Origin of the sequence: Tardiphaga sp. 285_C5_N1_2 (assembly GCF_052076065.1) — a bacterium.
GTDB classification, from domain to species: Bacteria; Pseudomonadota; Alphaproteobacteria; order Rhizobiales; family Xanthobacteraceae; genus Tardiphaga; species Tardiphaga robiniae.
Genome location: NZ_CP197241.1, coordinates 3,622,418 through 3,646,565 on the forward strand (window position 1 = coordinate 3,622,418; position 24,148 = coordinate 3,646,565).

Sequence of the window (24,148 nt, forward strand, 5' to 3'; positions counted from 1 at the left end):
ATCCACGTCTTGGCGACCATGAAAGGCGTGGATGGCCGGGACAAGCCCGGCCATGACGACTCTTGTTGTTCATGGCCCGCGTCGTTGACTAACGCGCCGCCTGAAACCTGATGTCGCCGTTGTTCAGAAAACACGTCTTGCTGAACAGGCCGAGATCGACAGGATTCGGCAACCGGACGTCGTCCAGATCAGGACATGGCTTCACAGCCGGATCGTAGGACCGGTGGATCTGCGAGATGAAGACGAAGATCAGCCCGCGTTCCCTCGCGAATGACTGCAGCGCGCGCACCTGCACCATCAATGCCGGGTTCTCGCGTTTCTGATCGAGCAGTTGCAGATAGTCGATCACCACAAGCGTGCCGCGCGGCGCGTCCGCCAGTTTCCGGGCGACGTAGTCCGCGCAGATGTCGTCGGAATTGTCGAATGCGAACAGCGTATCGAAACGCCCCCGCTCCACGCCGATGGCACTGAAACGGTCCAGCACGTCCTTTTCGCCGTATTCCAGCGAAAAGAACACGCTGCGATGGCCGGATTGCATCGCCTCCACGGCGAGCTTCAGGCTCATCAGCGTCTTGCCATGGCCCGGGCGCGCGCCGACCAGCACAAGATCTCCGGGAGACAGTTGTTCGAACAGTTTCGCGGCGGGTGTTACCGAAGACATCCGCGCCACTAGCAGGCTCCAGGCAGCAAAGCCTTCTCGCACGGCGATCCGGTCGAGTGCCTCGTGCAGCGGAATGTTATCGGTGCGGGATAGAAGCCTGGCCTTGCGCTTCAATTGATAAACAGGCGCAGAAAGACGCATTGTGAGAACCTCCTGGTGCGAGCGTTGTCACAACCCCTCCTTATGCTTGATGCTCGAACAGTTGGTTCGGTGATCAGAGAGCCCGGTATGATCGATACTTTCCCGCTGGAGGGGGGAGGCGTGGGCCGCGCCAGAATCGGAGTGTAGCACAATCCCCCTCCCCGCGAAATTGCCGATACCCGATCGCCCGCCATCAATTCTCCCTCTTCGCCCACGAATGACACGCCATGATGATCAATCGACGAACATTGCTGGCGGCTGCGCCGGCGCTCATGGCCTGGCCGGCCTTTGCCAAGGAAATGGCAAAGGAGGCGCCGGCGGCGTTGCAAGCTTATGAACGCGACACCGGCGGGCGGATCGGCGTCTATGCCGAGAACCTGAAGACGGGCGCAAAGATCGCGTGGCGCGCCCATGAGCGCTTCGTGATGTGCAGCACGTTCAAGGCCTCGCTCGCCGCCTGCGTGCTCGCCCGCATCGACCGCGGCGAGGACAAGCCCGATCAGATGATTTCCTACGCCGCGGCGGACCTGCTCGACTACGCGCCGGTCGCGCGCGACAATCTCGCCAAGGGCGCGCTGTCGGTGGCCGACATGTGCAAGGCCATCGTCGAACTCAGCGACAACACCTGCGCCAACATGCTGCTGGCGCGCGTCGGCGGTCCGGCCGCCCTCACCGCCTTCTGGACCAAGACCGGCGACAGCGTCTCGCGCCTCGATCACAACGAGCCGTTATTGAACCGCTCACGACCCGGCAATCCGCAGGACACAACCACACCCGCCGCGATGGCCGGCAACGTCAAACGCTTCGTCACCGGCAATGTGCTGACGCCCACGTCGCGCGATCAGCTCACCGACTGGATGGTGAACTGCAAGACCGGCGACAAGCGCCTGCGCGCCGGACTGCCGAAGACATGGAAGATCGGCGACAAGACCGGCAATAACGGCAAGGACGCCGCCGGCGACATCGCCGTGACCTGGCCGAAGCCGGACCAGCCCGTCGTCATCGCCGCCTATACGCAGGGCGGCACGCCGACGGCTCCACAATTGGAGACGGTGTTCACGGGGATTGGCGAGATGGTCGGGCAGAGGCTGGGATAGGCTGCACGGCCATTGCAGCATCCGGCTTTGAACGCGACATCGTTCCGATGACAATCCCGCCAAGGATCATGGCCATCGCTGCGATCAGCGACAGCTCGATCGCCTCGCCCAGCACCAGCGCGGAAATCGCAACGCCCATTACCGGCGTTGCCAGCAGACCGAGGGACGTAATGGTCGCCGGCAGGCTGCGGTTGATGATCACCATCGCCCAATGCGCCAGCGCCGTGCCGAAGATCCCGCCGAACAGCAGAGCGCCGACAAGTTCGCGCGTCCAGGCGATATCGGGGACGCCTTCGCGGATCAGCGCCAGCACTGTCAGCAGCACGCTCGCGAGCAGCGCCTGCCAGAACACGAGTTGAAACGGCTCGGAGATCCAGCGGTGGCCGCGGACATAGACGATGTTCGCCGCCCAGCACAGCGCCGCGAGCAACAGCAGCCCGCTGCCGATCAGCGCATTGCCGTTGCTCCAGTCGAATGCCGACGGGTTGAACATGACAGCGATGCCGGCAAGCCCCAGCACGATGCCCGCGAGACGTTCTCGCGGAACGGGCTCACGCAGCAGCAGCCAAGCGGCCGGCGCGACCCAGAGCGGCGTGGTGTAGCCGAGCACGATGGAGCGCCCGACCGGCACGAATTGCAGGCCGAAGGCGACCAGCACCGAGAATAGGCCCATATGCAGCACCGCGACACTGACGATCACAGGCATGTCGCCGCGCCGCGGCACGATGAATTGCCGGCGCGCGAGTGTAATGGCTGCCAGAGCGAGCGTGGCAATCACGGCGCGAATCGCCACCGACCACAGCGGCGAAATGTGCTGCACCAGAAATTTCGTCAGCGTCCAGTTCAGCCCCCACATGGTCACGACGACGGCAAACAAAAGCAGCGCCGTGCGGCGCGACAGGGGATGTTCGGACATGGCTTCATCTCACGGCTTCGGTGCATGGCACACTCGACAGACCGAGGACACTAGGTTTTACTGGCCCCAATCAAAGATCCATTCCACTAAAAATGACTGAGCCAGTTTGATGGGCGACATTCTCGCAGGGCTGATCGATATCGAGCGCGGGTCCGCGAGCAGCGAGACCCTGACGCGGCAGCTCTATGATCAGCTCCGCGCGGCGATCCTGAGCGGCGCGCTGCCGCCGGGCCATCGCCTGCCGTCGAGCCGCGACTGCGCGCAGCAGCTCGGCCTCGCGCGCAACACCGTCTCGACCGTCATCGATCAGTTGGCGATGGAGGGCTATCTCGACGTCACGCAGGGACGACGCCCCATGGTCGCCGCCGCCGAGCGCAAGGCGTTGCTCACCGGACGCAACATTGCCGGCAAGACGCCGAAGCCGCTCGGCCTGTCGCGCTGGGCCGAGCGCGTGCAGAAGTCGGATTGGCCGTTCATCAACAAAGGGCGGCCTCTGCTGTTGGCCCCGGCGCTGGCAGATGCGCGGCTGTTTCCCCACGACATCTGGGCGCGCTGCCTGCGCCGCGCGGCGCGACGCGGATCGACCGGCGATCCCGCCATCAATCGCGCCTCGTTGCGCAACGCCCTGCTCCGCCATCTCATCGCCTATCGCGGCGTGCGGGCCGAGGCACGACAGATTGTCCTGATGCCATCGGCGCAGTCTGCGCTTGAACTCATCGCGCGCGTGTTACTCGATGCCGGCGATCTCGCCTGGGTCGAAAGCCCCGGCTATGGCGGCGCATATGCGGCGCTCAATGCGGCCGGTGCGACCTTGCGCGGCATTTCGCTGGATGGCAGCGGCCTCTCCATCAAAGGCCGGCGCGATCGCCCGCGGCTGATCTTCGTGACCCCGTCGCATCAGCATCCCACCGGACGGCTGATGCCTGTGAGCCGGCGGCAGCAATTGCTTGCATTTGCCAATGACATCGGGGCTGCCATCGTCGAGGACGACTATGACAGCGAATTCCACTATGACGGCCGCCCCGTCGCCGCCCTGCAGGGCCTCGATGACAGCGGCCGCGTGTTCTATGTGGGCACGTTCTCGAAACCGATGTTCGCGGATGTGCGCAGCGGCTACGCCATCGTGCCGCCGGATCTTGCCGACCTGTTCGAAAAGGCGCAGCGCCACGGCAGCCATATCGTGCCGGCGCCGGTGCAGGATGCGCTGGCCGAATTCATCGACGACGGTCACTTCGCGGCGCATATCCGCAAGATGACGCGTGTCTATCGCAGCAGGCGCGATCACCTGCTGCAGGCACTGCAAGTTCATGCCGGCGATCACCTGACGATCGAGCCCCCGGCCGGCGGCATGCAATTGCTCGCCCATCTCGATCTCGATCGCGACGACCGCACCATTTCGGCACGACTTGCCGAGCTCGGCGTGACCGGCCGCCCGCTATCCATGTATTTCACCGGACCTGTGGCCGGCCAGGGATTGTTCATGGGCTTTTCCGCCTGGAACGAACAGGAGATCGACAAGGCCGCCGCCATCGTCGGACAGGTCCTGCGCGACACCGCCACGCCGCGCGGCCGCTCCGGCAAGGTGTCGAAGCGGCCAAGAGGCTGACGCTGTCCTATGCAGCCGCGAGCTTCTTCTCGACGGCCAGCGCCGCCGGCAGCGGTCGCCACAGCACCGTCATTTCCTGTATGAGGCCGGCGTCGTTCAGACGCCAGTAGTCGACGCCATCCAGCTGTTCCGTTCCGACGGTGATACCGAAGAAGGCGGACACGTGTTCGGGCCCCTGCAGCACTTCACGGAAATCGAAACTGTCGACGACACCCAGCAGCGCTGTCACCACCGGACGGATTGCCGTCTTGCCCTTGAATGGCTCGGCGGCAAGCGGCGTCTTCAGCACGATGTCGTCGGCCATATGCGAGAGCATGGCATCGAGGTCTTTGCACTGCATCGCTTGGGTAAATGCATGGATGTGCGTGAGGTTCATGGTCATGATCCTTTCGATCATATTAGAAGCGGCTTGCGCAACTCACTCCGCCGCTGTCGGCACGATGATGCCAAGCTTCGTCGCGATGCGTTGTGCGGTGGCCTCGCGTTGCGCGGTGATCTTCGCCACCGACTGACGGGTCTGCGCCAGCACCGTCGCCGGTGCGGTTTCGGGCGTGCCGCTGTTGAACGGCGGCTGTGGCGCATATTCCATGAACAGCTGAATTCCCTGCGCCACCTCGTCGCCGCGCAATTCCGCAGCCAGACGCAGCGCGCCGTCGATGCCGGAGGTGACGCCGGCAGCAAAGATCCAGTCGCCGTCGATCACCACGCGCTCGTTGACCGGCGTTGCGCCGAAATAGCGCAAGAGATGAAACGATGCCCAATGCGTGGTCGCGCGGCGCCCCATCAGCAGGCCCGCAGCGCCGCAGATCAGCGCGCCGGTGCAGACCGAAAAGATTCGAGCATGTCCGGCCTGCTGACGGAGCCAATCGAGCACAACCGTATCGTCCATCAGCGCTTCCTGGCCGAAGCCGCCGGGCACATGCAGCACGTCGAGCTGGGGCGCGTCGCCAATGGCGGCATCCGGCGTAATACGGAGCCCCCTGTAGTCGCGCACGGGATCGGTGGTCTTGCCATAGATTCGATAGGTCGAATTCGGGATCCGCGACAGCACTTCGAACGGGCCGGTGAGATCGATCTGGTCAAGCCCCTCAAACAACAGCGAGCCGATCTGGAGATGTTGGTCTGGCGGGATCATGGAATGCTCCAAGCATTTGTGAATGGACAAGCCGAACCTAGCCCGGCACAGTCTGGCGAATATGCCAAAGACCCCTCGTTCTCCGCCAAACTCTGTTGCGACGGTTCCGCGCGTTATCGACGTGCTGGCCTTCCCGTCGGTGCAACTGCTCGACGTGTCCGGCCCGCTGCAGGTCTTCGCCACGGTCAATGAGATCATGCAGCGCAAGGGACAACCCGCGCCCTATAGGCTGCGCGTGATCGCGCGCGGCGGCCATAGTGTGACCGCCTCTGCCGGACTTGGCCTCGCCGTGAGCGATCTGCCGCGCCACGCCGAGCCGATCGACACGCTGCTGATCGCCGGCGGTCCCGGCGTCCACGCCGCCGCTTCCGATCCCGCTATGGTCGCCTGGGTGCGCAAGCGCGCGGCCAAGGCGCGGCGCACCGCCTCGGTCTGCACCGGCGCCTTCCTGCTCGCCTCAACCGGCCTACTGGACGGCCGCCGTGCCGCGACCCACTGGTCCTGGTGTTCCGAACTCGCGCAGCGCTTTCCCGACGTGCATGTGGAGTCCGACCCGATCTTCGTCCGCGACGGCGCGTTCTGGACATCGGCCGGCGTGACCGCGGGAATCGATCTCGCGCTGGCGCTGGTGGAGGAAGACCTCGGACGCAGCGTCGCGCTGATGGTGGCGCGTCATCTCGTGGTGTTTCTCAAGCGCCCCGGCGGCCAGTCGCAATTCAGCGCGGCATTGTCGCTGCAGACCGCGGACGACAAATTCGGTGCGCTGCATGAGTGGATCGGCAAGCATCTCGCCGACGATATCTCGCTGCCCATGCTGGCCGAGCAGGCCGGCATGAGCGAGCGCAGCTTCAGCCGGCACTATGCGGACGCCACCGGCATCACGCCCGCCCGCGCCGTCGAGCAGTTGCGCGTCGAAGCCGCACGGCGGCTGCTCTCGGAAACGAAACTGCCGGTGAAACGCATTTCGCAACGCTGCGGCTTCGGTTCCGAAGAAACCATGCGACGCAGCTTCCTGCGATTGCTTTCTGCTACGCCGCAGGATTATCGCGCGCGTTTCAGTTCCTGAATGTCGCGATCGGGCCTTCTACCACCCTGGTAAGCATGTCTGCCGCGCAAACCGTCCGGCTTGCTGCCGCAACAGGGCGGGATTAGGCTGGCATCAGCCAAACGCCAAAACACTGCCAGTCAATCCGGGAGCACTCACCATGTCACCAGCCGAAGCCCGCCTCAAGGAAGTGCCATCGCATATGAGCGAGGGTGAATGGGCCCAGCGCGTCAATCTCGCCGCTGCCTATCGCCTCGTTGCGCTCTACGGCTGGGACGATCTCATCGACACCCACATCTCCGCCCGCGTGCCCGGCCCCGACCATCACTTCCTGATCAATCCCTATGGCCTGATCTTCGAAGAGATCACGGCATCGTCGCTGGTCAAGGTCGATCTCGACGGCAACCAGCTCTCCGAAAGCGAATACAGCATCAACCCGGCCGGCTTCACCATCCATTCGGCAATCCACGAAGTCCGCGAAGACGCCGGCTGCGTGATGCATCTGCACACCCCGGACGGCACCGCAGTGGCCTCCTGCATGGAGGGCCTGCAGCCGCTGAACCAGACTGCTCAGCTCGTGATCCCCGAACTCGCCTATCACGACTATGAAGGCGTCGCGCTCGATCACGACGAACGCCCCCGCCTGCAGAAGGATCTCGGCACCAAGAACGCCATGCTGCTGCGCAATCACGGCACGCTGACCGTCGGCCGCTCGGTCGCCTCGGCGTTCGAGCGCATGTATTACCTGGAACGCGCCTGCACCATGCAGGTCCGCACCCGGATGCTCGGCCCGACCGCCTATCCGGTCGACCAGATCGTCATCGACAAGAACGCCGCGCTGGTGGGCAACCCCGACAAGGCCGAATTGCGCTCGACCAAGCTGGTCTGGCCGCCGATGCTGCGCAAGCTCGACCGCCGCGATCCGTCTTACAAGACCTGAGATTTGGTGCTATAGAGAGGTTACATACCTCTACACAGTGATTCAAAACGCCGTCCAATTCCGGACGGCGTTTTTTATGTTTGGTGCAGGCTGTCATTCCGGGGCGCGTGCGACGCCGCAGGCGAACCTCAGCCATTCCACTTGGAATGGCGGGGAATGACGAGCCTGGGATCACGGCCGCATGAACGCAAAATCCGTGTCGGGATCGCAATTATCGGCAACGAAACGCAGCTCCGATTGAACGTCAGCCGTGGTCCTTGTCTCCAGATACTTCGAGACCACGAGATTCACGAGGGAGCGACAGACGCTGTCCTGATCGACCCCGGCGGTCTGTGCTGCCACCATCGCGGCAGAGAAATGAGTATTGGCGATTTCGGCTGCGGACATTGCATCCTCCCTTTTTTGTCTTTCGATCAGGAAAGCCTGACGCAAGCCTTGATGTGGGTCAACGCGAAGGCAGTCGTCATCCCAACACTCCGTCATGGCCGGGCTAAAACGCGAAGCGCAGCTTCGCTAGATGTCCCGGCCATCCGCGCCTCAGCTCGCGGCCAAGACGTGGATGCCCGGCATATGCCGGGCATGACGGCTATTGCCAGCTTACTTCTTCACATCCGCCAGCGCCGCAATGATCCGCGCCCACGACCGGATGCCCTTGTGGAAGCTCTTGAGGTCGTACTTCTCGTTCGGCGAATGGATATTGTCGTCATCGAGGCCGAAGCCGATCAGGAGCGAGTCCAGACCGAGCGTGCGCTTGAAATCCGCGACGATGGGAATCGACGCACCTGAGCCGATCAGCAGCGCCTGCTTGCCCCATTCGTCGGTCAGCGCATCGCGCGCAGCGGCGAGCGGCTTCATGTTCCAGTCGAGCGCGATGGCCGGCGCATTGGAATGATCGAGAAACTCCGCCGTGCAATCGCCGGGCAATTGCGACGTGACGAAAGCCCGGAACGCATCGCGGATCTTGCCGGGGTCCTGACCCTCGACGATGCGGAACGAAACTTTCGCCGACGCATGCGAGGCGATCACCGTCTTGGAGCCCTCGCCCGTGTACCCACCGACGATGCCGTTGATATCGCAGGTCGGACGCGACGTGATCTGTTCGATCAGTTCGCGGCCCCGCTCGCCGGCCGGAATAGAGAGACCGATCGGCTTGAGGAAGCTCTCCGCGGTGAGACCGAGACCCTTCCACTGCGCCAGAATATCGGCAGGCAAATCCTTCACGCCATCATAAAAGCCGGGAATGGTGATGCGGCCATTGTCGTCATGCAGCTTGCCGAGAATATTGGTCAGCACGCGGATCGGATTGCGCGCACCGCCGCCATAGATGCCGGAATGCAGATCGCGGTTGGCTGCAGTGATCTTCACCTCTTCATAGACGAGGCCGCGCAGCGACGTGGTGATCGCCGGGGTCGACGGGTCCCACATGCCGGTGTCGCAGACCACCGCGAAATCGGCGGCGAGATCCTTCTTGTTGGCTTCGAGGAACGGCACGAAATTCTTCGAGCCGACCTCCTCCTCGCCTTCGATGCAGATGGTGAGATCGATCGGCAGCGAGCCCGTGACATTCACCCAGGCCCGGCAGGCTTCCACGAAGGTCGAAAGCTGGCCCTTGTCGTCCTGCGCACCGCGCGCAACGATGATGTCGCGGCCATCGGCATGTTTGGTGACGACCGGCTCAAACGGCGGACGATGCCACAGGTTCAGCGGATCGACCGGCTGAACGTCATAATGACCATAGAACAGAACATGCGGCCGCTTGCCGGTGTTGCCCTTGGCGGTCGCGACGATGGCGGGATGGCCCGCCGTCGGCCGTACCTCGGCGTTGAAGCCCAGGCTCTCGATCTCGCCGGCCAGATGCTTTGCCGCCGCCTTGCAGTCCTCGGCGTAAGCCGGATCGGCGGAAATCGACTGGATCCGCAACAGCGCGAACAACCGCTCCAGGGCCTTGTCGAAATCGGCATCGACGCGATCGAGAACGGATGCAAGCTGCGTATTGGACATGAGCGAATTTCCTTAAGCGTGGTGGTCCGGAATTTCGGTGGAATCTAGCAGCACCGGCGGGTGGTGCATATGCCAGATCAATCCGCCTGCGAGGATGGCCGTTGCCAGCAGATTATTGCCCCAGGCCTGCAGCATGGCCGGGAATACCGGGATCGACAGCGCCATCAGCATGCCAATGATGCCAAGCAGCCACCATGTCCCGGTCCGTACATTCGGCCTGGGATCATCGGCGGCGCGATGCATCAACACAGTGAGCGGCAGGAACAGCCACATGAAGTAATATTGCCGCGCCAGCGGCGATGCCACCGTCATCAGGCAGAACAGGATGCCGAGTTCTTCGGCACGTGAGCGCGGCGTGAGTTTCGATCGCGGCAGCAGCGACCAGATGAAGCCGAGGCCGATCAGACCGGAGACCGCGAGCACGATCAGGTTCGCGGTTTTATAGCTGACATCGATCACGTTCATCGTGGCCGATCCACGCTTGCGATCGTCCTGGAAATAATCGATCGGCCGCACCAGGCGATGCGTCATCGCGATGATCGATTGATTGACCCAGGACCAGTTCTGTTCGTCGCGCTGGCCGAAGCCTTTCTCGGAGCTGGAGCCGACCATTTCCGTGTACCAGGTCTTCACCTCGGCCGCATTGCGCTCGAAGCCGCGAAACGGCGCCGGCACGACATAGAGCAACAGCAGCGTGCAGATGATCATGCTGGCCGAGGCCGCCCAGTGCCGCCGCCAGATCAGATAGGGTAGCACCGCCACCGGAAACACCTTGATGGCCGTGGCGAGCGCAAACATGCTGCCGCCGAGCCACGGCCGATCCTTCTGCATCCACCAGAAGCCGAGCAGCATCATCGCCAGCAGCACGAGATTGGGCTGGCCGAGATCGTACATGTCGAACACGAAGGTGATGGTCGCAAAGCCCGGCAGCGCCGCAAGCCACGCCGCCGGAATTTTCTTCGAGCCGGTCATGGCATTGGACAGCTGGCTGGTGATCGCCCAGGCCGCCGAATTCAGGATCGAGAGCAAGAGATAAAGCGGGACCTTGCCGAACCAGCTCGGGAGCGCCAGCAAGACCGCGGACAGCGGTGGATAGATGAAGTCCAGCGCCCCATTGGTCTTCGCCTCATAGAGCGGCGCACCATGCAGCACCTGCCGCCCAGCCCAGAACCACAGCGCGTAGTCCTTGGTCTTGCCGTTGCCGAAGATTTCCGGAACGAGCACATCCGCCGTCAGCAGGACGCAGGTGATCAGGAACAGCACGTCGAGCGGCTGCCGCAAGGACGGCCACCGCAAAACCGGCATTTCGCCGTCACTTTTCGTCACTTCGCAGTCCCGCTTCAAAGACGCGCCAAGGCAGCGCGTTCAGACCGCGGTGGGTAGCAGATGGCGCCGGACCTGCAAAGGCGCAGGCCGGCGTATACCGACGTGGTGAATGGCACTTACCGCTTCAAAATCCCGCCCAGCGTCCCGCGTACGATCTCGCGGCCGATCGAACTGCCCAGCGAGCCGCCCACCTGCTTGCCGATATTGGCGACGATGCCGCCGACGACCTTGTTGGTCACGCTGCGGGTGACGCTGCGCGCAATCACCTGGCCGGTGGAGAGCCTGTTGCGGCCGGTATTGGTGCCGAAGATGGTGCCGACGATCGCACCGAGCTGGCCCAAAAATCCACCACCGCCGCCGCCACCCGCCGCGTCGCCAGCCTCAGCGGGCGTCGCCGCCGTCCCGGCGATGCGCTTCTGCAGCGTCTCGTAGGCGGATTCGGAATCGATCGCGGTGTCGTATTTGCCCTTCACCGGGCTGGCATTCATGATCGCCTTGCGCTCCTCAGGCGTGATCGGCCCGATACGTGCGGTCGGCGGACGCACCATGATGCGTTCGACCATCGCAGGCGTGCCGTTGCCTTCCAGGAACGAGACCAGTGCCTCGCCCTTGCCGAGTTCGGTAATGACCGTGGCCGTATCGAGTTTCGGATTGGCGCGGAAGGTCTGTGCTGCCGCCTGCACCGCCTTCTGGTCCCGCGGCGTGAAGGCGCGCAGAGCGTGCTGAACGCGGTTGCCGAGCTGGGCGAGTACGCGATCGGGCACATCGATCGGGTTCTGGGTGACGAAATAGACGCCGACGCCCTTGGAGCGGATCAGGCGCACCACCTGTTCGATCTTGTCGAGCAGCGCCTTCGGCGCATCGTTGAACAAGAGATGCGCTTCGTCGAAGAAGAACACCAGTTTGGGCTTCGGCAGATCGCCGACTTCGGGCAATTCCTCGAACAATTCCGAGAGCAGCCACAGCAGGAAGGTTGCGTAAAGCCGCGGGCTCGACATCAGCTTGTCGGCGACCAGGATATTGACCATGCCGCGGCCGTCGCGATCGGTCTTGAGAAAATCTTTCAGCTCCAGTGCCGGCTCGCCGAAGAATTTATCGGCGCCCTGGTTCTCCAGCACGAGCAATTGGCGCTGGATGGTGCCGATTGTCGCCTTGGTGACGTTTCCGAAGCTCAAGGCCGACTTGCGGACATCGGCAAGCGGATCGACCTCGTCCTTCTTGGCGGTCATCGGCACGATGGCATCGAGCAGCGCGCGCAGATCCTTCATGTCGAGCAGCGTCAGGCCGTTCTCGTCGGCGACGCGGAAGGCGACGTTGAGCACGCCTTCCTGCACATCGTTGAGATCGAGCAGCCGCGCCAGCAGCAGTGGCCCCATTTCCGAAATGGTCGCGCGCACCGGATGACCCTGTTCGCCGAACACGTCCCAGAACACGGTCGAGAACTGATCGGGCTGGAACGTCAGCGCCATCTCCTTGGCGCGCTGCAAAATGAAGTCCTTGCCCTCGCCGACTTCGGCGATACCCGAGAGGTCGCCCTTGATGTCCGCAGCGAAGACAGGCACACCGGCACGTGCAAAGCCCTCCGCCATCACCTGCAGCGATACGGTTTTACCTGTTCCCGTCGCACCCGTGACGAGACCGTGGCGATTGCCGAGGGCCAGCGTCAGCCATGCCGGTTGGTCGCCCTTGCCGATGAAGATCTTGCCGTCGGTATCGCCTGACTTCAGTTCGGTGGTCGCCATCGGATCGCCTCTGTCGCGCGCATCAAGAAAAAGATTTCAAAAAAATTTGCGGCTCACCATGATCTTACCGCATCTTGGCGAGCGATTGAAACGCAAAGCGTTCCCGCCACACCTGAAACCCGTCCGTCGTTCCCACGGACGAAACACAAGCCGTATCTTTTTGCTCTTTCCAAAGTACGGCGCTGTCGCATCTGCGAACAATTGACCAAAATTTCACGTTTGCTCTTGCATTGGTGCAACACTCGATACGCGATCACACTGAATCGCACGTCGGGCGAGTTGGCGCGCTTGTAATTCGAATCACAGCGGCTCAAGATCACTTTTCAACATAAGGGCATCGGCACTCAACCGATGTGAGGCGGGGCATCATGGACGAATTGATCAAAGCGCTGACCGCAAAGGTCGGCATCGACGAAGCTGTGGCTGAAAAGGCTGTCGGCATTATCTTGGGGTTCCTGCGCAAGGAAGCACCGGCCGCGCCGGTCAATGCGCTCATCGAAAAAATTCCGGGTGCGGATGCAGCCATCGCATCGTCAGAGGGCGGTGGTGGATTGAGCAGCCTGATGGGCGGCGGCATCATGGCCCTGGGCAGCAAGCTGATGGGTCTTGGCCTCGGCATGGGCGAGATCCAGAGCGTCGCGCGCGAACTGTTCAAGTTCGGCCGCGAGAAGATCGGCGCGGATGCCATGGACGAGATCGTTGCCGGCACACCTGGCCTGAGCCAGTTCTCCTGACCGTCTGTTACGTCAGCAGCCGCGCGTAAGCGTCCAGCATCTTCATACGTCCGATCTTCATACGTCTGAGTACCATGACATATCCCATCTCCAAGATTGACGGTTTGACGGCCTTCGCCGCGACCAAACTGAAAAAAGCAGGCATCCGCACCATGGAAGGGCTGCTGGACGCCGCTCACTCCGCGAAGTGCCGCAAGGAACTCGCTGCCAAGACCGGGTTCAGCGAACAGCAACTGCTCGAATGGGCGAACCTCGCCGACTACCTGCGCATCCCCGGTATGGGCAAGGCCAAGGCCGAACTGCTCCGCGCCTCCGGCGTCAACACGGTACGCGAATTGACCCACCGCAATCCCGCCCGCCTGGCTCAGGCGATGCGCGACGCCAACGACAAGCGCAAGCTGGTCCGGGTGATGCCCTCGGAGAAGTCGGTCGGCGACCTGATCGAAAAGGCGCGCCAGCTGCCGCTGAAGATTTCCTATTGAGACAACCCATTCTGTCAGCGAAGGCGCGGCAGCGCTCCCTCTCCCCGCGCTTTGCGGGGAGAGGGGTGGGGTGAGGGGCGAGGCACACGATCAACCTCTGCAAAGATCTCTCGGATCGATAAGGCGTTTATTCAAACCGACCCGATGGTGCGGCCCCTGCTCTTTCTATCGAGCATGGCCCCTCACCCGCCGCGAAGGCGCGGCGACCTCTCCCCGCGCAGTGCGGGGAGAGGTTGGGCATCGCCCCATCTTGACTCCCTCCCCCCGACCGCGCAAAGCGACCTCATGATCGCGCGTCCGACAACGTCTGCTCCGACGGTCCACCCGGTGCTGGCCGCGCTGCTGGCATCGCCGGTGCCTGCCGTGATGGGCATCCTGAACGTCACCCCGGATTCCTTCTCCGATGGCGGCCAGTTCGATGCCCCCGAGCGTGCGCTGGCACAGGCCAGGCGCATGATCGCCGAGGGCGCGGGGATCATCGACATCGGCGCCGAGTCCACACGGCCCTATGGGTCCCGACCGGTCACTGCCGATGAAGAGTGGGCGCGGCTCGTGCCGGTGCTGGCCGACGTCGTCGCGCTCGGCACGCCGGTGTCGATCGACAGCATGAAGGCGTCCGTCGTCGCCAAAGCGCTCGCCGCCGGCGTCGCCATCGCCAATGACATCTGGGGACTGCAGCGCGATCCCGACATGGCACGCGTCATCGCCGAGCACAGTGCGCCTGTGGTCGTCATGCATAACCGCGACACCGTCGATGGCAGCATCGATATCGTCGCCGACATCAAAGACTTTTTCGCGCGCTCGCTGGAGATCGCCGCCAGGGCCGGCATCCCCGCGGGCCACATCGTGCTCGACCCCGGCATCGGCTTCGGCAAGACACCTGAGCAGAGCATGATCGCGCTGGCGCGGTTCGACGCGCTAACCAGTTTCGGCCTGCCGGTGCTGATCGCCGCCTCGCGCAAGAAATTCATATCGACCGTCGTGCCGTCGGAACCGCAGCAGCGCATCGGCGGATCGCTCGCCGCGCATCTGCTGGCGGTGCGGCACGGCGCCAAAATCGTCCGCGCCCATGACGTCGCGGAAACCGTACAGGCCCTGCGCGTCACCGCAGCCATCGAGGACTTAAGATGACCGATATGATCTTCATCAAGGGCGTATCTGTGCATGCCCATCACGGCGTGCTCGATTACGAAGGCGTCGTCGGGCAGCGCTTCGTCATCGATCTCGAACTCGATGCCGATATCGACCTTGCCTCGCGCACCGACCGCCTTGCCGATACCGTGTCCTATGCCAATGTCGTCGCCACCGCGATCGCCGCTTTCAAGGACACCAATTACAAGCTGCTGGAGCGCGCCGCCGGAGCGGTGGCCGATGCGGTGCTCGCGGATTTTCCGCGCATCAGCTCCGTCAAGGTCACCGTGCACAAGCCGCACGCGCCGATCGCCGCGATCTTCGACGATGTCGGCGTGGTGCTGCGCAGATCGCGGGCGTAACCGATGGCCAGCGTCCTCATCGCGCTCGGCGGCAATGTCGGCGATGTCCGCACGACGTTCCGCAAGGCGATCGGCAATATCTGCGGCATGACGCAGGCCGCGTTGATCGAACGCTCGGCAGACTACAGCACGCCGCCGGTGGGCGACGTGCCGCAGGACCACTTCGTCAATGCGGCAATCGAGATCGAGACCGAACTCGATCCGCACGCACTGTTGTTCACGTTGCACAGGATCGAACACAAATTCGGCCGCAACCGCGTTGCCGAGGGGCACTGGGGTCCGCGGCCGCTCGATCTCGACATGATCGCCTATGACGACGTCGTCATCGCCACGCCGGAACTGCACCTGCCGCATCCCCGCGCCACGGAACGCACCTTCGTCCTGGTGCCGCTGGCCGAGATCGCCCCGGACCGGGTGATATCAGGCAAGACCGTTGCCGAGCATCTGAAAGCGCTTTCAACCGCCGGCATCGAGAAGCTGCCGGACCTCGATTGAGCGCCAACACGCCGGAACTATCCTCACAAGATCACTCGCAGATCCCACGGCGCGACCAGCTCGGACCAGATTGGTTTAGCTCTGTGCCCCGCCCCTCGCCCGTCGCGGACTTCGTCCGCGCCACCCTCTCCCCGCGCATTGCGGGGAGAGGGAAACGGCCGCGCTCCCCGGCTCCACGCGCCAATTCCGCGCATCCCCATGCTCGAACAGCCATTGGCAACCCCTTCTCGGCATGGCATTTTCCGGCTCAACCACGAAGCAATACCGGGAGTGAAGTTCCTCAATGTCGACTGCGACTGACGACCTGCGGCTGGCCGCCGATTTTGCGCCTGCGAGTTACGATGACTGGCGCAAGCTCGTCGATGGCGTGCTGAAAGGCGCGCCGTTCGAGAAGCTGATCAGCAAGACCTATGACGGCGTCAAGATCCAGCCGATCTATCCGCGCGCCCGGGATGCGGCGCCGATCGCCGGCCGCCCGCCCGCGGCGCCATGGCAGATCATGCAGCGGATCGATCACCCGGATGCCGGCAAGTCGAACAAGCAGGCCCTGCACGATCTCGAAAACGGCGCCACTGGTCTCACGCTGGTGTTCGAAGGCGCTAATGGCGCGCGTGGCTTCGGCCTCGTCGCCTCGCCCGACACCATCGAGACGCTGTTCGACGGCATCTATCTCGACGCCGGCATCGGCATCGAACTCCATGCCGGCCCGCAGTCGCGCATGGCCGTGACGCATCTGGCCGATTACATCAAGACGAAGGGCATCGATCCCGCCACATGCGATATCCGCTTTGGCCTCGATCCCATCGGCGCCACCGCGGTGTGGGGCACCAGCGCCTATAACTGGTGGGAGATGGCGCCGGCCGTCACCGACGCCATCAAGAAGCTCGCCGCGCAAGGCTTCAAGGGCCCGTTCGCCGTCGCCGACGGCCGCATCATCCACGATGCCGGCGGCTCCGAAGCGCAGGAACTGTCCTACGTCCTGGCGGTGATGGTGTCCTATCTGCGCGCGATGGAAGACCATAACATTCCGCTCGAGACGGCCCGCAGCATGGTCTATGCGCGTCTCGCAGCCGATGCCGATCAATTTCTCACCATGGCGAAATTCCGCGCACTGCGCCTGCTGTGGGCGCGCGTCGAGGAAAGCTGCGGCCTCGCGCCGAAGCCGCTGTTCATCGCCGCCGACACCGCATGGCGCATGCTCACCCAGCGCGATCCCTATGTGAACATGTTGCGCGCCACCATGGCGACTTTCGCGGCTGGCCTCGGCGGCGCCAACTCCATCTGCGTGCTACCGCATACGCTGGCGCTCGGCCTGCCCGATGGCTTTGCGCGCCGCGCTGCGCGCAACACCCAACTGGTGCTGCTGGAAGAGTCCAATCTCGCCAAGGTCACCGATCCCGCCGCCGGTGCCGGCGGCATCGAGGCGCTGACGCGCGAACTGTGCGACGCCGCATGGGCGCAGTTCCAGGACATCGAAAAAGCTGGCGGCGCCTTCCCGGCGCTTGGCAACAATGTGATCCAGCCGAAGGTCGCCGCCACCCGCGCTGCACGTCAGGCCAGCGTCGCCAAGCGCCGCGAAGTGCTCACCGGCGCCAGCGAATTCCCGAACCTGCATGAGGCCCGCGCCACCGTGCTGAAGGTCAAGCCGATCCCCGGCAAGCCCTATGGCAAGGACAAGATCAAGTTCAACCCGCTGGAACCGATCCGGCTGGCCTCGCCCTTCGAGGCGCTGCGCGACAAGTCGGATCACCTGCTGGCGCGCAAGGGTGCCCGTCCGAAGGTGTTCCTGGCCAATCTCGGCACGCCCGCCGATTTCACGGCCCGCGCGACCTTCGCCAAGAGCTTCTTCGAGACCGGCGGCATCGAAGCCCTCGACAGCGACGGTTTCTCCGATCCAGCCGTACTCGCCAAGGCCTGGAAGGCCTCCGATGCCGCGCTGGTATGTATCTGCTCGTCCGACAAGCTCTATGCCGGCCAGGCCGCGCCCGCAGCAAAAGCGCTTCAGGCCGCCGGCGCGAAGCATATCTATCTGGCAGGCCGCCCCGGCGACCTCGAGGCGCCCTTGCGCGACGCAGGCGTTAGGGATTTTATCATTGCCGGCGGCGATGCGCTGGCGATGCTGGTGCAGGCCCATGATCTACTAAATTCGGCCTGATGGAGTAAGCCATGACGGCAACGGCGAGCAAACCCGCGCTGACCGGCGGCTGCCAATGCGGCGCGATCCGCTTTGCGCTGTCGGCTGCGCCGACCCGGGTCAGCATCTGCCATTGCCGGATGTGCCAGAAGGCCACCGGCGCGCCATTCGCCTCGCTCGCCGATATCCCGAACGAGAACTTTGCGTGGACCCGCGGCAAGCCGGCGGCGTTCAAGTCATCTTCGATTGCGGAACGCGACTTCTGCGCCAAATGCGGCACGCCGCTGAGCTATCGCGCGATCGGCGGCTCCAAGATCGAGATCATGACCGGCGCCTTCGACCGCCCGGACCGCGTGGTGCCGACGCAGCAATTCGGCACGGAGTCACGCCTGGGCTGGGTCGGCAACGTGTCGAACCTGCCGAGCAAGACAACGATGCAGAATTTTGGCCCGGAGAAATGCGCTGAAGTGTTCAGCTATCAGCATCCGGATCATGATTGAGATCGATACTCTAATAGGTGCAGTGTGATGAGAGTTACCCCTGACGATCTCGACTTTCACCGCATTCACGAGCACTACAAGAATCGCCTTTCGACGAGCAAGAAACTGCGCAGTTTTATGAAGAAGGGAGACGCGAAGAATTACGTGAGACTCGCAATTGGTATTGCTGATCTGTCAGGGAACTATAGTGCGTCAGAACACAATTTAGGCCCTAAAATTTTAGCCGAAACCTCCAATGAAAGTGTTTTTAGCCTGGCGGAGCAGTTAAACGCTTGCCAATCAGCGCTTCGAATTCCTGAACTGATCTACCAAGCGGCCATTCGATATCTCAAAATAAGTGTAGGCTCAGAGATGGCAATGATGCTGCAGCCCGATCAATTTTGGGTCGCTAACACAAGATCTGTTTGGGCGCACTTCCTAGTCGAATACAACTTCGATTATCGCGCAGCGAAGGACGTGCTTCTCGCATATAGAGAAACTCAGACGCCAGAAATGAACTACAGCATGTGGAAAAAAATTTATTCCGATATGCGCTCAAATCTCTCGACTCTTGGGAAATTGGGTGATGAGGCATCCATGCGGGCTGGGCTAAAAACTGACGGTATGATTCAATATCTTTGGTATGACGCAATAGCCAACGAACTCTACGATCGGTTTCATAAATAAGTTCGAAAGAAACGTATGAGCAAGATTCCCGACTTCACCGACATCGCCTTCGCACCGATTTCCGCTGGCGCGCCATCGCAGGGCGAGCCATGGCTGACGCCCGAAGGCATTCTGGTGAAGCCGGGTTATGGCGAGGATGACGTCAAGGGCATCGACTTCCTCGACACCTATCCGGGCATCGCGCCGTTCCTGCGCGGGCCCTACCCGACCATGTATGTCAACCAGCCCTGGACTATCCGGCAATATGCCGGGTTCTCCACCGCGGAAGATTCCAACGCCTTCTATCGGCGCAATCTCGCCGCCGGCCAGAAGGGCCTCTCGGTCGCCTTCGATCTCGCCACCCATCGCGGCTATGACTCGGATCATCCGCGCGTGTCAGGCGATGTCGGCATGGCCGGCGTGGCGATCGATTCTATCTACGACATGCGCACGCTGTTCGCCGGCATTCCGCTCGACCAGATGAGCGTGTCGATGACCATGAACGGCGCGGTGCTGCCGATCCTCGCACTCTATGTCGCCGCCGCCGAAGAACAGGGCGTGCCGCCGGAGAAGCTGACGGGCACCATTCAGAATGACATTCTGAAAGAGTTTATGGTGCGCAACACCTATATCTATCCGCCGACACCCTCGATGCGGATCATCTCCGACATCTTCGCCTACACCTCGCAGAAGATGCCGAAATATAATTCGATCTCGATCTCCGGCTATCACATGCAGGAAGCCGGCGCGACGCAGGATCTCGAACTCGCTTATACGCTCGCCGACGGCGTCGAATATCTGCGCGCGGGTCTTGCCGCCGGCATCGATGTCGACCGCTTCGCGCCGCGGCTGTCGTTCTTCTGGGCGATCGGCATGAACTTCTTCATGGAAGTCGCCAAGATGCGCGCCGCGCGGCTGCTGTGGGCCAAGCTCCTGACGCAGTTCAATCCGAAGGACCCGAAATCGCTTTCGCTGCGCACCCATTGCCAGACCTCGGGCTGGTCGCTGACCGCGCAGGACGTCTACAACAACGTGATGCGCACCACCATCGAGGCGATGGCGGCGACGCAGGGCCACACCCAGTCGCTGCACACCAATGCGCTCGACGAGGCGCTAGCGCTGCCCACCGACTTCTCGGCGCGCATCGCCCGTAACACGCAGCTATTTTTGCAGCAGGAAACCGGCACCAACCGCATCATCGATCCGTGGGGCGGCTCCTATTACGTCGAGCGCCTGACCCACGACCTCGCGACCAAGGCCTGGGCGCATATCCAGGAAGTGGAAGAGCTCGGCGGCATGGCCAAGGCCATCGAGGCCGGCGTGCCGAAGCTGCGCATCGAGGAAGCTTCGGCCAAGACGCAGGCACGCATCGATGCCGGCCGTCAGGCGGTGATCGGTGTCAACAAATACAAGCCGGAGAATGAAGAAGCGCTCGACGTGCTCAAGGTGGAAAACTCCACCGTGCGCCGGCTGCAGATCGACAAATTGAAGAGGCTTCGTGGCGAGCGCAGCCAGGCCGACGTGGATGCCGCGCTGGCGGCGTTGACGCGCTCGGCAAAGGACGGCAACGGCAACCTGCTGGCGCTGGCGATCGACGCCGCCCGCGCCAAGGCCACCGTCGGCGAAATTTCGGACGCGATGGAGAAAGTGTTCGGCCGCCACCGCGCCGAGATCAAATCCATTACCGGTGTCTACAAGCGCGAGGCGTCCACCATGAACGACAAGGTCCAGAAGGTTCAGGCGCTGATCGACGCTTTCGAGGACGCCGAGGGTCGCCGCCCGCGTATTCTCGTCGCCAAAATTGGCCAGGACGGCCACGACCGCGGCCAGAAGGTGATCGCCTCGGCCTTCGCCGATGTCGGCTTCGACGTCGATATCGGGCCGCTCTTCGCTACCGCCGATGAAGCCGCGCGGCAGGCCGTCGAAAACGACGTGCACATCCTCGGCCTCTCCTCGCTGGCCGCCGCCCATCTGACCGCGGTGCCCGAACTCAAGGCCGCGCTCAAGAAGCAGGGTCGCGAGGACATCATGATCATCATCGGCGGCGTCGTCCCCCCGCAGGATTACGACGAACTCTACAAGGCCGGCGCGGAGGCGATCTTCCCGCCCGGCACAGTGATCTCCGAGGCCGCCGAAGAGCTGATCCACAAGCTCAATGCACGGCTGGGCCATAGCGAGGCGGCGGAGTAATCAAGACCACAATCAACCAATCGGGTGCCTGATGAGCTGGTCCATGGAAACTGGCACAATTCCGCCACCGTCCGTTGCAGAGCGTTTCTCGCATATCTACGAGAAAATTGCGCTGGTCAAAGAAGCTATCGCTGGTCGCACGTCGGCAGACCTCGCCAAGGACATGAGGACTTGCGTGGCCATGGAGCGATTTTTCGAGATTATCGGAATTGCTTCGGATCACATCCCGAATGAGATAAAGAAGCGCGAAGCTGAAGTAGACTGGACAGCGGTTGCCGAGATGAGTGATCGTCTCGGCAACGTCGCAATCAGAGTTGAGCCAGACACTCTTCTACATTGGGCTCACGATTTGATGCCTCCTCTCGAACGGTGCGCCGCGCGGCTCAGGTCTCCAGAATGAAACTTGCTTATATCCGTAATACTTCTCGTCTCGCAGGCTTGGCCTGTGCCTTCCTAATCACTTCCATAGCGATCTCCCTCGCCGCCGAGCCGACACCCGACATCCAGCTCAAGGCCAAATACACCGAGGTCGCCGTCTTCTTCGATGCCGCGATCAAGTCCGATGCGCCGCTGCTGACGAACCTCACGGCCGGCAGCAAGGCCTGGGCTACGAAGACGCTCAAGGAGCTTGCCGCGCAGCGCAAGGAGATGAACGATCTCCCTGCCGACATCCGCAACCGGCCCTGGGAATCGGAGCGTAGCTATACGCAGAGCTCGCTCGTCTCCGGCCGCTATGTCAGCATCATCCGCGCGGACTACAACTACACCGGCGGCGCGCATCCCAATCGTGCCAACGACACGCTGCTGTGGGACAGGCAGGTCGGCAAGATGATCAGCATTCGTCCTTTCTTCACCGAGCTCGCCGATAGCGGGCCGGCGATGACGGCGATCCGCGATGCGGTCGTCGCCGATCTGAAAATCGAGAAGAAAAAGCGCGACAACGACAATCCCGACATGAGCCTCGTCGATGCGCTGGAGCCGAAGCTGCTCAAGATCGGGCCGGTATCGCTGGCGCCGTCGACATCGGCCGGCAAGAGCTCCGGCCTCAGCTTCCATTACGGCCCCTATGCGGTCGGCTCCTATGCCGAAGGCGATTACGACGCCTTCGTGCCGTGGGAGACACTCAAGCCCTATCTGTCCGCCGAGGGCAGCGCGATCTTCGCCGGCGAGCGGCCGAAGGACGACGACAAGGGGCCGCAGTGACGAAAGCCCCCATCGACATCGACGCGCTCGCCAAAGACCTCCGCGCCGGCAGCCGCGCCGCGCTGGCGCGGGCGATCACGCTGGTGGAAAGCCGCCGTGCCGATCATCAGGCGGCCGCGCGCGAACTCGTACAGGCGCTGTTGCCCGACACCGGCCGTGCGTTTCGCGTCGGCATCACCGGCTCGCCCGGCGTCGGCAAATCGACCACCATCGACGTGCTCGGCATGTATCTGATCGAGCGCGGCCACAAGGTCGCGGTGCTGGCCGTCGACCCCTCCTCGGCACGCACCGGCGGTTCGATCCTCGGCGACAAGACGCGGATGAACGATCTCTCCGCCCATCCGAACGCCTTCATCCGCCCCTCGCCGTCCTCCGGCACGCTCGGCGGCGTCGCGGCGAAAACGCGCGAGGCCATGTTACTGTGTGAAGCCGCCGGCTTCGACGTGGTGCTGGTGGAAACCGTCGGCATTGGCCAGTCGGAAACCGCGGTCTGCGACATGACCGATTTCTTTCTTGCGCTGATGCTGCCCGGCGGCGGCGATGAATTGCAGGGGATCAAGAAAGGCCTGATCGAACTCGCCGATATGATCGCCATCAACAAGGCTGACGGCGACAACCTGAAGCGCGCCAATATCACCGCTGGGGACTATCGCGGCGCGCTGCATATCCTCGCGCCGCGCTCGGAGCACTGGCATCCGCCGGTCGTGACCTATTCGGCATTGACCAAGACGGGTATCGCCGAGCTCTGGGACAAAGTCGTCGCGCATCGCACCGCCATGAATGCCTCCGGCGATTTCGCCGCCCGCCGCCGCGAGCAGCAGGTAAGATGGATGTGGACCATGCTGGAGGATCGTTTGAAGGCGCGGCTGCGTAGCGATCCCGGCATTCGCGGCAAGGTCAAACAGGTCGAACGCGACGTCGCCGACGGCACGATGACGCCTGCCGTTGCGGCGGAGGCGATCGTCACGCTGTTGAAGGATTGAGATGGGCAGCGCCCCCCGCATCCTCATCACCGGCTTCGGCCCGTTCCCTGGCGCGCCGTTCAATCCAACGCAGGCGCTGGTGCGAAAACTCGCAACGCTGCGCCGCCCCGCTTTCGCTGACGTCACCCGTATCGCGCATATTTTCGACGTCACCTATGCCACCGTCGATCGCGAACTGCCCGAACTGATCGCACGCCATCGTCCGGATGCACTGCTGATGTTCGGCCTCGCCGCACGCACGCCCTATATCCGGATCGAGACGCGCGCACGCAACGCAGTGTCGATGCTGTGGCCCGATGCCGGCCACACAACGATACGCCGCGCCTGCATCGTGCCTGGCGCCGGTGCGCAGATGTTCGGCCCGCACACGGCGCGTCTGTTCCGGGCCGCCCTCGCCAGCGGTGCCCACGTGCGGTCCTCACGCGATGCCGGCCGCTATCTCTGCAATTACCTGTCCTGGCGCAGCATCGAGGCCACCCGCGCGCCGAACGGGCCACGTCTCGCGGCCTTCGTCCATGTGCCGCTGCTGGCGCAAGACACCGCCTCGCACCGCATGACCTCCGACGAACTCACCGATACCGGTGAAGCGATCCTGCTGGAAATGATCCACATGACCCGGGTCAAGCTGCGTGACGCAGCCCGGAATTCCAGGGTTTGAGACCGTTAAGACGACGCCCCG

The 24,148-nt window shown here is 63.0% G+C and carries 25 protein-coding genes; 17 read left to right on the plus strand and 8 right to left on the minus strand.

Annotated features, from left to right (window positions below):
• Nucleotides 1-88 precede the first annotated feature (88 nt).
• Entirely contained in the window at nucleotides 89-802 is a 714-nt protein-coding gene (locus tag AB7951_RS17380) for a DNA helicase (protein WP_439061355.1), read from the minus strand.
• 227 nt (nucleotides 803-1,029) lie between these two features.
• Here AB7951_RS17380 and bla point away from each other — a divergent pair, with 227 nt between their 5' ends.
• Nucleotides 1,030-1,899 (plus strand): class A beta-lactamase, encoded by an 870-nt coding sequence (gene bla / locus AB7951_RS17385; protein WP_120290791.1) that lies wholly within the window; start codon nucleotides 1,030-1,032, stop codon nucleotides 1,897-1,899.
• On the opposite strand, the gene AB7951_RS17390 is transcribed toward bla, so the two are convergent.
• Nucleotides 1,859-2,815, minus strand: a complete 957-nt coding sequence (locus tag AB7951_RS17390) for a DMT family transporter (protein ID WP_120290789.1) — start codon at nucleotides 2,813-2,815, stop codon at nucleotides 1,859-1,861. The genes bla and AB7951_RS17390 overlap by 41 nt on opposite strands.
• A 109-nt stretch (nucleotides 2,816-2,924) precedes the next feature.
• Here AB7951_RS17390 and pdxR point away from each other — a divergent pair, with 109 nt between their 5' ends.
• Nucleotides 2,925-4,421, plus strand: a complete 1,497-nt coding sequence (gene pdxR, locus AB7951_RS17395; protein ID WP_120290787.1) for a MocR-like pyridoxine biosynthesis transcription factor PdxR — start codon at nucleotides 2,925-2,927, stop codon at nucleotides 4,419-4,421.
• A gap of 7 nt (nucleotides 4,422-4,428) precedes the next feature.
• On the opposite strand, the gene AB7951_RS17400 is transcribed toward pdxR, so the two are convergent.
• Together AB7951_RS17400 and AB7951_RS17405 are read right to left on the minus strand one after the other, a co-directional pair.
• Nucleotides 4,429-4,797, minus strand: a complete 369-nt coding sequence (locus tag AB7951_RS17400; protein ID WP_120291180.1) for a nuclear transport factor 2 family protein — start codon at nucleotides 4,795-4,797, stop codon at nucleotides 4,429-4,431.
• A gap of 42 nt (nucleotides 4,798-4,839) precedes the next feature.
• Complete coding sequence (locus AB7951_RS17405) at nucleotides 4,840-5,556, minus strand: DJ-1/PfpI family protein (RefSeq protein ID WP_089267005.1); 717 nt, start codon at nucleotides 5,554-5,556, stop codon at nucleotides 4,840-4,842.
• Nucleotides 5,557-5,617: 61 nt separating this feature from the next.
• On the opposite strand from AB7951_RS17405, the gene AB7951_RS17410 reads away from it, so the two are divergent.
• Both AB7951_RS17410 and AB7951_RS17415 read left to right on the plus strand, forming a co-directional pair.
• On the plus strand, nucleotides 5,618-6,622 hold the full coding sequence (locus tag AB7951_RS17410; protein ID WP_120291178.1) for a GlxA family transcriptional regulator: 1,005 nt from the start codon (nucleotides 5,618-5,620) through the stop codon (nucleotides 6,620-6,622).
• Between the two features lie 139 nt (nucleotides 6,623-6,761).
• Nucleotides 6,762-7,541 (plus strand): class II aldolase/adducin family protein, encoded by a 780-nt coding sequence (locus AB7951_RS17415; protein ID WP_089267004.1) that lies wholly within the window; start codon nucleotides 6,762-6,764, stop codon nucleotides 7,539-7,541.
• Between the two features lie 171 nt (nucleotides 7,542-7,712).
• Here the strand turns inward: AB7951_RS17415 and AB7951_RS17420 are convergent, their stop codons facing one another.
• The 4 genes from AB7951_RS17420 to AB7951_RS17435 form a co-directional block, all read right to left on the minus strand.
• Nucleotides 7,713-7,928, minus strand: coding sequence for a hypothetical protein (locus AB7951_RS17420; RefSeq protein ID WP_120291176.1), 216 nt, complete (start codon nucleotides 7,926-7,928; stop codon nucleotides 7,713-7,715).
• A 210-nt stretch (nucleotides 7,929-8,138) separates the two neighbouring features.
• Nucleotides 8,139-9,542 (minus strand): M20/M25/M40 family metallo-hydrolase, encoded by a 1,404-nt coding sequence (locus AB7951_RS17425; protein WP_120290785.1) that lies wholly within the window; start codon nucleotides 9,540-9,542, stop codon nucleotides 8,139-8,141.
• A gap of 12 nt (nucleotides 9,543-9,554) precedes the next feature.
• On the minus strand, nucleotides 9,555-10,847 hold the full coding sequence (locus tag AB7951_RS17430; protein ID WP_120291174.1) for a glycosyltransferase family 87 protein: 1,293 nt from the start codon (nucleotides 10,845-10,847) through the stop codon (nucleotides 9,555-9,557).
• A gap of 137 nt (nucleotides 10,848-10,984) precedes the next feature.
• A complete protein-coding gene (locus AB7951_RS17435) occupies nucleotides 10,985-12,610 on the minus strand; it encodes a helicase HerA-like domain-containing protein (RefSeq protein WP_120290783.1) in 1,626 nt (541 codons plus the stop codon).
• Between the two features lie 368 nt (nucleotides 12,611-12,978).
• Here AB7951_RS17435 and AB7951_RS17440 point away from each other — a divergent pair, with 368 nt between their 5' ends.
• From AB7951_RS17440 to AB7951_RS17500, 13 genes are all read left to right on the plus strand, one after another.
• The gene (locus tag AB7951_RS17440) at nucleotides 12,979-13,344 is read left to right on the plus strand and encodes a hypothetical protein (RefSeq protein WP_068734292.1); all 366 of its coding nucleotides are present in this window, start codon (nucleotides 12,979-12,981) and stop codon (nucleotides 13,342-13,344) included.
• Nucleotides 13,345-13,418: 74 nt separating this feature from the next.
• Complete coding sequence (locus AB7951_RS17445; RefSeq protein ID WP_068734294.1) at nucleotides 13,419-13,826, plus strand: DUF4332 domain-containing protein; 408 nt, start codon at nucleotides 13,419-13,421, stop codon at nucleotides 13,824-13,826.
• A gap of 285 nt (nucleotides 13,827-14,111) precedes the next feature.
• Nucleotides 14,112-14,957, plus strand: a complete 846-nt coding sequence (gene folP, locus AB7951_RS17450) for a dihydropteroate synthase (protein ID WP_120290781.1) — start codon at nucleotides 14,112-14,114, stop codon at nucleotides 14,955-14,957.
• Complete coding sequence (gene folB / locus AB7951_RS17455) at nucleotides 14,954-15,319, plus strand: dihydroneopterin aldolase (RefSeq protein WP_089266999.1); 366 nt, start codon at nucleotides 14,954-14,956, stop codon at nucleotides 15,317-15,319. The genes folP and folB overlap by 4 nt, the downstream gene beginning before the upstream one ends.
• A 3-nt stretch (nucleotides 15,320-15,322) precedes the next feature.
• A complete protein-coding gene (gene folK, locus AB7951_RS17460) occupies nucleotides 15,323-15,814 on the plus strand; it encodes a 2-amino-4-hydroxy-6-hydroxymethyldihydropteridine diphosphokinase (protein WP_120290779.1) in 492 nt (163 codons plus the stop codon).
• 283 nt (nucleotides 15,815-16,097) lie between these two features.
• Complete coding sequence (locus tag AB7951_RS17465) at nucleotides 16,098-17,969, plus strand: methylmalonyl-CoA mutase subunit beta (RefSeq protein ID WP_120290777.1); 1,872 nt, start codon at nucleotides 16,098-16,100, stop codon at nucleotides 17,967-17,969.
• An 11-nt stretch (nucleotides 17,970-17,980) separates the two neighbouring features.
• Nucleotides 17,981-18,448, plus strand: a complete 468-nt coding sequence (locus AB7951_RS17470) for a GFA family protein (RefSeq protein ID WP_120290775.1) — start codon at nucleotides 17,981-17,983, stop codon at nucleotides 18,446-18,448.
• A 27-nt stretch (nucleotides 18,449-18,475) separates the two neighbouring features.
• Complete coding sequence (locus AB7951_RS17475; RefSeq protein WP_120290773.1) at nucleotides 18,476-19,114, plus strand: hypothetical protein; 639 nt, start codon at nucleotides 18,476-18,478, stop codon at nucleotides 19,112-19,114.
• A gap of 15 nt (nucleotides 19,115-19,129) precedes the next feature.
• Nucleotides 19,130-21,283 carry a methylmalonyl-CoA mutase gene (gene scpA, locus AB7951_RS17480; RefSeq protein WP_120290771.1) on the plus strand — a complete coding sequence of 718 codons (2,154 nt, stop codon included), beginning with the start codon at nucleotides 19,130-19,132 and terminating at the stop codon, nucleotides 21,281-21,283.
• Nucleotides 21,284-21,326: 43 nt separating this feature from the next.
• Nucleotides 21,327-21,683, plus strand: a complete 357-nt coding sequence (locus AB7951_RS17485) for a HepT-like ribonuclease domain-containing protein (RefSeq protein ID WP_158596821.1) — start codon at nucleotides 21,327-21,329, stop codon at nucleotides 21,681-21,683.
• Complete coding sequence (locus AB7951_RS17490) at nucleotides 21,680-22,486, plus strand: DUF3298 and DUF4163 domain-containing protein (protein WP_120290767.1); 807 nt, start codon at nucleotides 21,680-21,682, stop codon at nucleotides 22,484-22,486. Before AB7951_RS17485 ends, AB7951_RS17490 begins: the two co-directional genes overlap by 4 nt.
• Nucleotides 22,483-23,469: a methylmalonyl Co-A mutase-associated GTPase MeaB gene (gene meaB, locus AB7951_RS17495; RefSeq protein WP_120290765.1), complete on the plus strand. Its 987-nt coding sequence runs from the start codon at nucleotides 22,483-22,485 to the stop codon at nucleotides 23,467-23,469. The genes AB7951_RS17490 and meaB overlap by 4 nt, the downstream gene beginning before the upstream one ends.
• 1 nt (nucleotide 23,470) lies before the next feature.
• Entirely contained in the window at nucleotides 23,471-24,127 is a 657-nt protein-coding gene (locus tag AB7951_RS17500; protein ID WP_120290763.1) for a pyroglutamyl-peptidase I, read from the plus strand.
• Nucleotides 24,128-24,148 lie beyond the last annotated feature (21 nt).

Excerpts from the sequence above, each read along its gene's own strand:
- AB7951_RS17420 (WP_120291176.1), bottom strand. The coding sequence starts at position 7,928 with ATGTCCGCAGCCGAAATCGCCAATACTCATTTCTCTGCCGCGATGGTG.
- bla (WP_120290791.1), top strand. The coding sequence starts at position 1,030 with ATGATGATCAATCGACGAACATTGCTGGCGGCTGCGCCGGCGCTCATG.
- AB7951_RS17415 (WP_089267004.1), top strand. The coding sequence starts at position 6,762 with ATGTCACCAGCCGAAGCCCGCCTCAAGGAAGTGCCATCGCATATGAGC.
- folP (WP_120290781.1), top strand. The coding sequence starts at position 14,112 with ATGATCGCGCGTCCGACAACGTCTGCTCCGACGGTCCACCCGGTGCTG.
- AB7951_RS17490 (WP_120290767.1), top strand. The coding sequence starts at position 21,680 with ATGAAACTTGCTTATATCCGTAATACTTCTCGTCTCGCAGGCTTGGCC.
- AB7951_RS17405 (WP_089267005.1), bottom strand. The coding sequence starts at position 5,556 with ATGATCCCGCCAGACCAACATCTCCAGATCGGCTCGCTGTTGTTTGAG.
- AB7951_RS17435 (WP_120290783.1), bottom strand. The coding sequence starts at position 12,610 with ATGGCGACCACCGAACTGAAGTCAGGCGATACCGACGGCAAGATCTTC.
- AB7951_RS17390 (WP_120290789.1), bottom strand. The coding sequence starts at position 2,815 with ATGTCCGAACATCCCCTGTCGCGCCGCACGGCGCTGCTTTTGTTTGCC.
- scpA (WP_120290771.1), top strand. The coding sequence starts at position 19,130 with ATGAGCAAGATTCCCGACTTCACCGACATCGCCTTCGCACCGATTTCC.
- AB7951_RS17500 (WP_120290763.1), top strand. The coding sequence starts at position 23,471 with ATGGGCAGCGCCCCCCGCATCCTCATCACCGGCTTCGGCCCGTTCCCT.
- AB7951_RS17445 (WP_068734294.1), top strand. The coding sequence starts at position 13,419 with ATGACATATCCCATCTCCAAGATTGACGGTTTGACGGCCTTCGCCGCG.
- AB7951_RS17470 (WP_120290775.1), top strand. The coding sequence starts at position 17,981 with ATGACGGCAACGGCGAGCAAACCCGCGCTGACCGGCGGCTGCCAATGC.
- AB7951_RS17475 (WP_120290773.1), top strand. The coding sequence starts at position 18,476 with ATGAGAGTTACCCCTGACGATCTCGACTTTCACCGCATTCACGAGCAC.
- pdxR (WP_120290787.1), top strand. The coding sequence starts at position 2,925 with ATGGGCGACATTCTCGCAGGGCTGATCGATATCGAGCGCGGGTCCGCG.
- AB7951_RS17465 (WP_120290777.1), top strand. The coding sequence starts at position 16,098 with ATGTCGACTGCGACTGACGACCTGCGGCTGGCCGCCGATTTTGCGCCT.
- AB7951_RS17440 (WP_068734292.1), top strand. The coding sequence starts at position 12,979 with ATGGACGAATTGATCAAAGCGCTGACCGCAAAGGTCGGCATCGACGAA.
- folK (WP_120290779.1), top strand. The coding sequence starts at position 15,323 with ATGGCCAGCGTCCTCATCGCGCTCGGCGGCAATGTCGGCGATGTCCGC.
- folB (WP_089266999.1), top strand. The coding sequence starts at position 14,954 with ATGACCGATATGATCTTCATCAAGGGCGTATCTGTGCATGCCCATCAC.
- AB7951_RS17430 (WP_120291174.1), bottom strand. The coding sequence starts at position 10,847 with ATGCCGGTTTTGCGGTGGCCGTCCTTGCGGCAGCCGCTCGACGTGCTG.
- AB7951_RS17425 (WP_120290785.1), bottom strand. The coding sequence starts at position 9,542 with ATGTCCAATACGCAGCTTGCATCCGTTCTCGATCGCGTCGATGCCGAT.
- AB7951_RS17380 (WP_439061355.1), bottom strand. The coding sequence starts at position 802 with ATGCGTCTTTCTGCGCCTGTTTATCAATTGAAGCGCAAGGCCAGGCTT.
- AB7951_RS17485 (WP_158596821.1), top strand. The coding sequence starts at position 21,327 with ATGGAAACTGGCACAATTCCGCCACCGTCCGTTGCAGAGCGTTTCTCG.
- AB7951_RS17400 (WP_120291180.1), bottom strand. The coding sequence starts at position 4,797 with ATGAACCTCACGCACATCCATGCATTTACCCAAGCGATGCAGTGCAAA.
- AB7951_RS17410 (WP_120291178.1), top strand. The coding sequence starts at position 5,618 with ATGCCAAAGACCCCTCGTTCTCCGCCAAACTCTGTTGCGACGGTTCCG.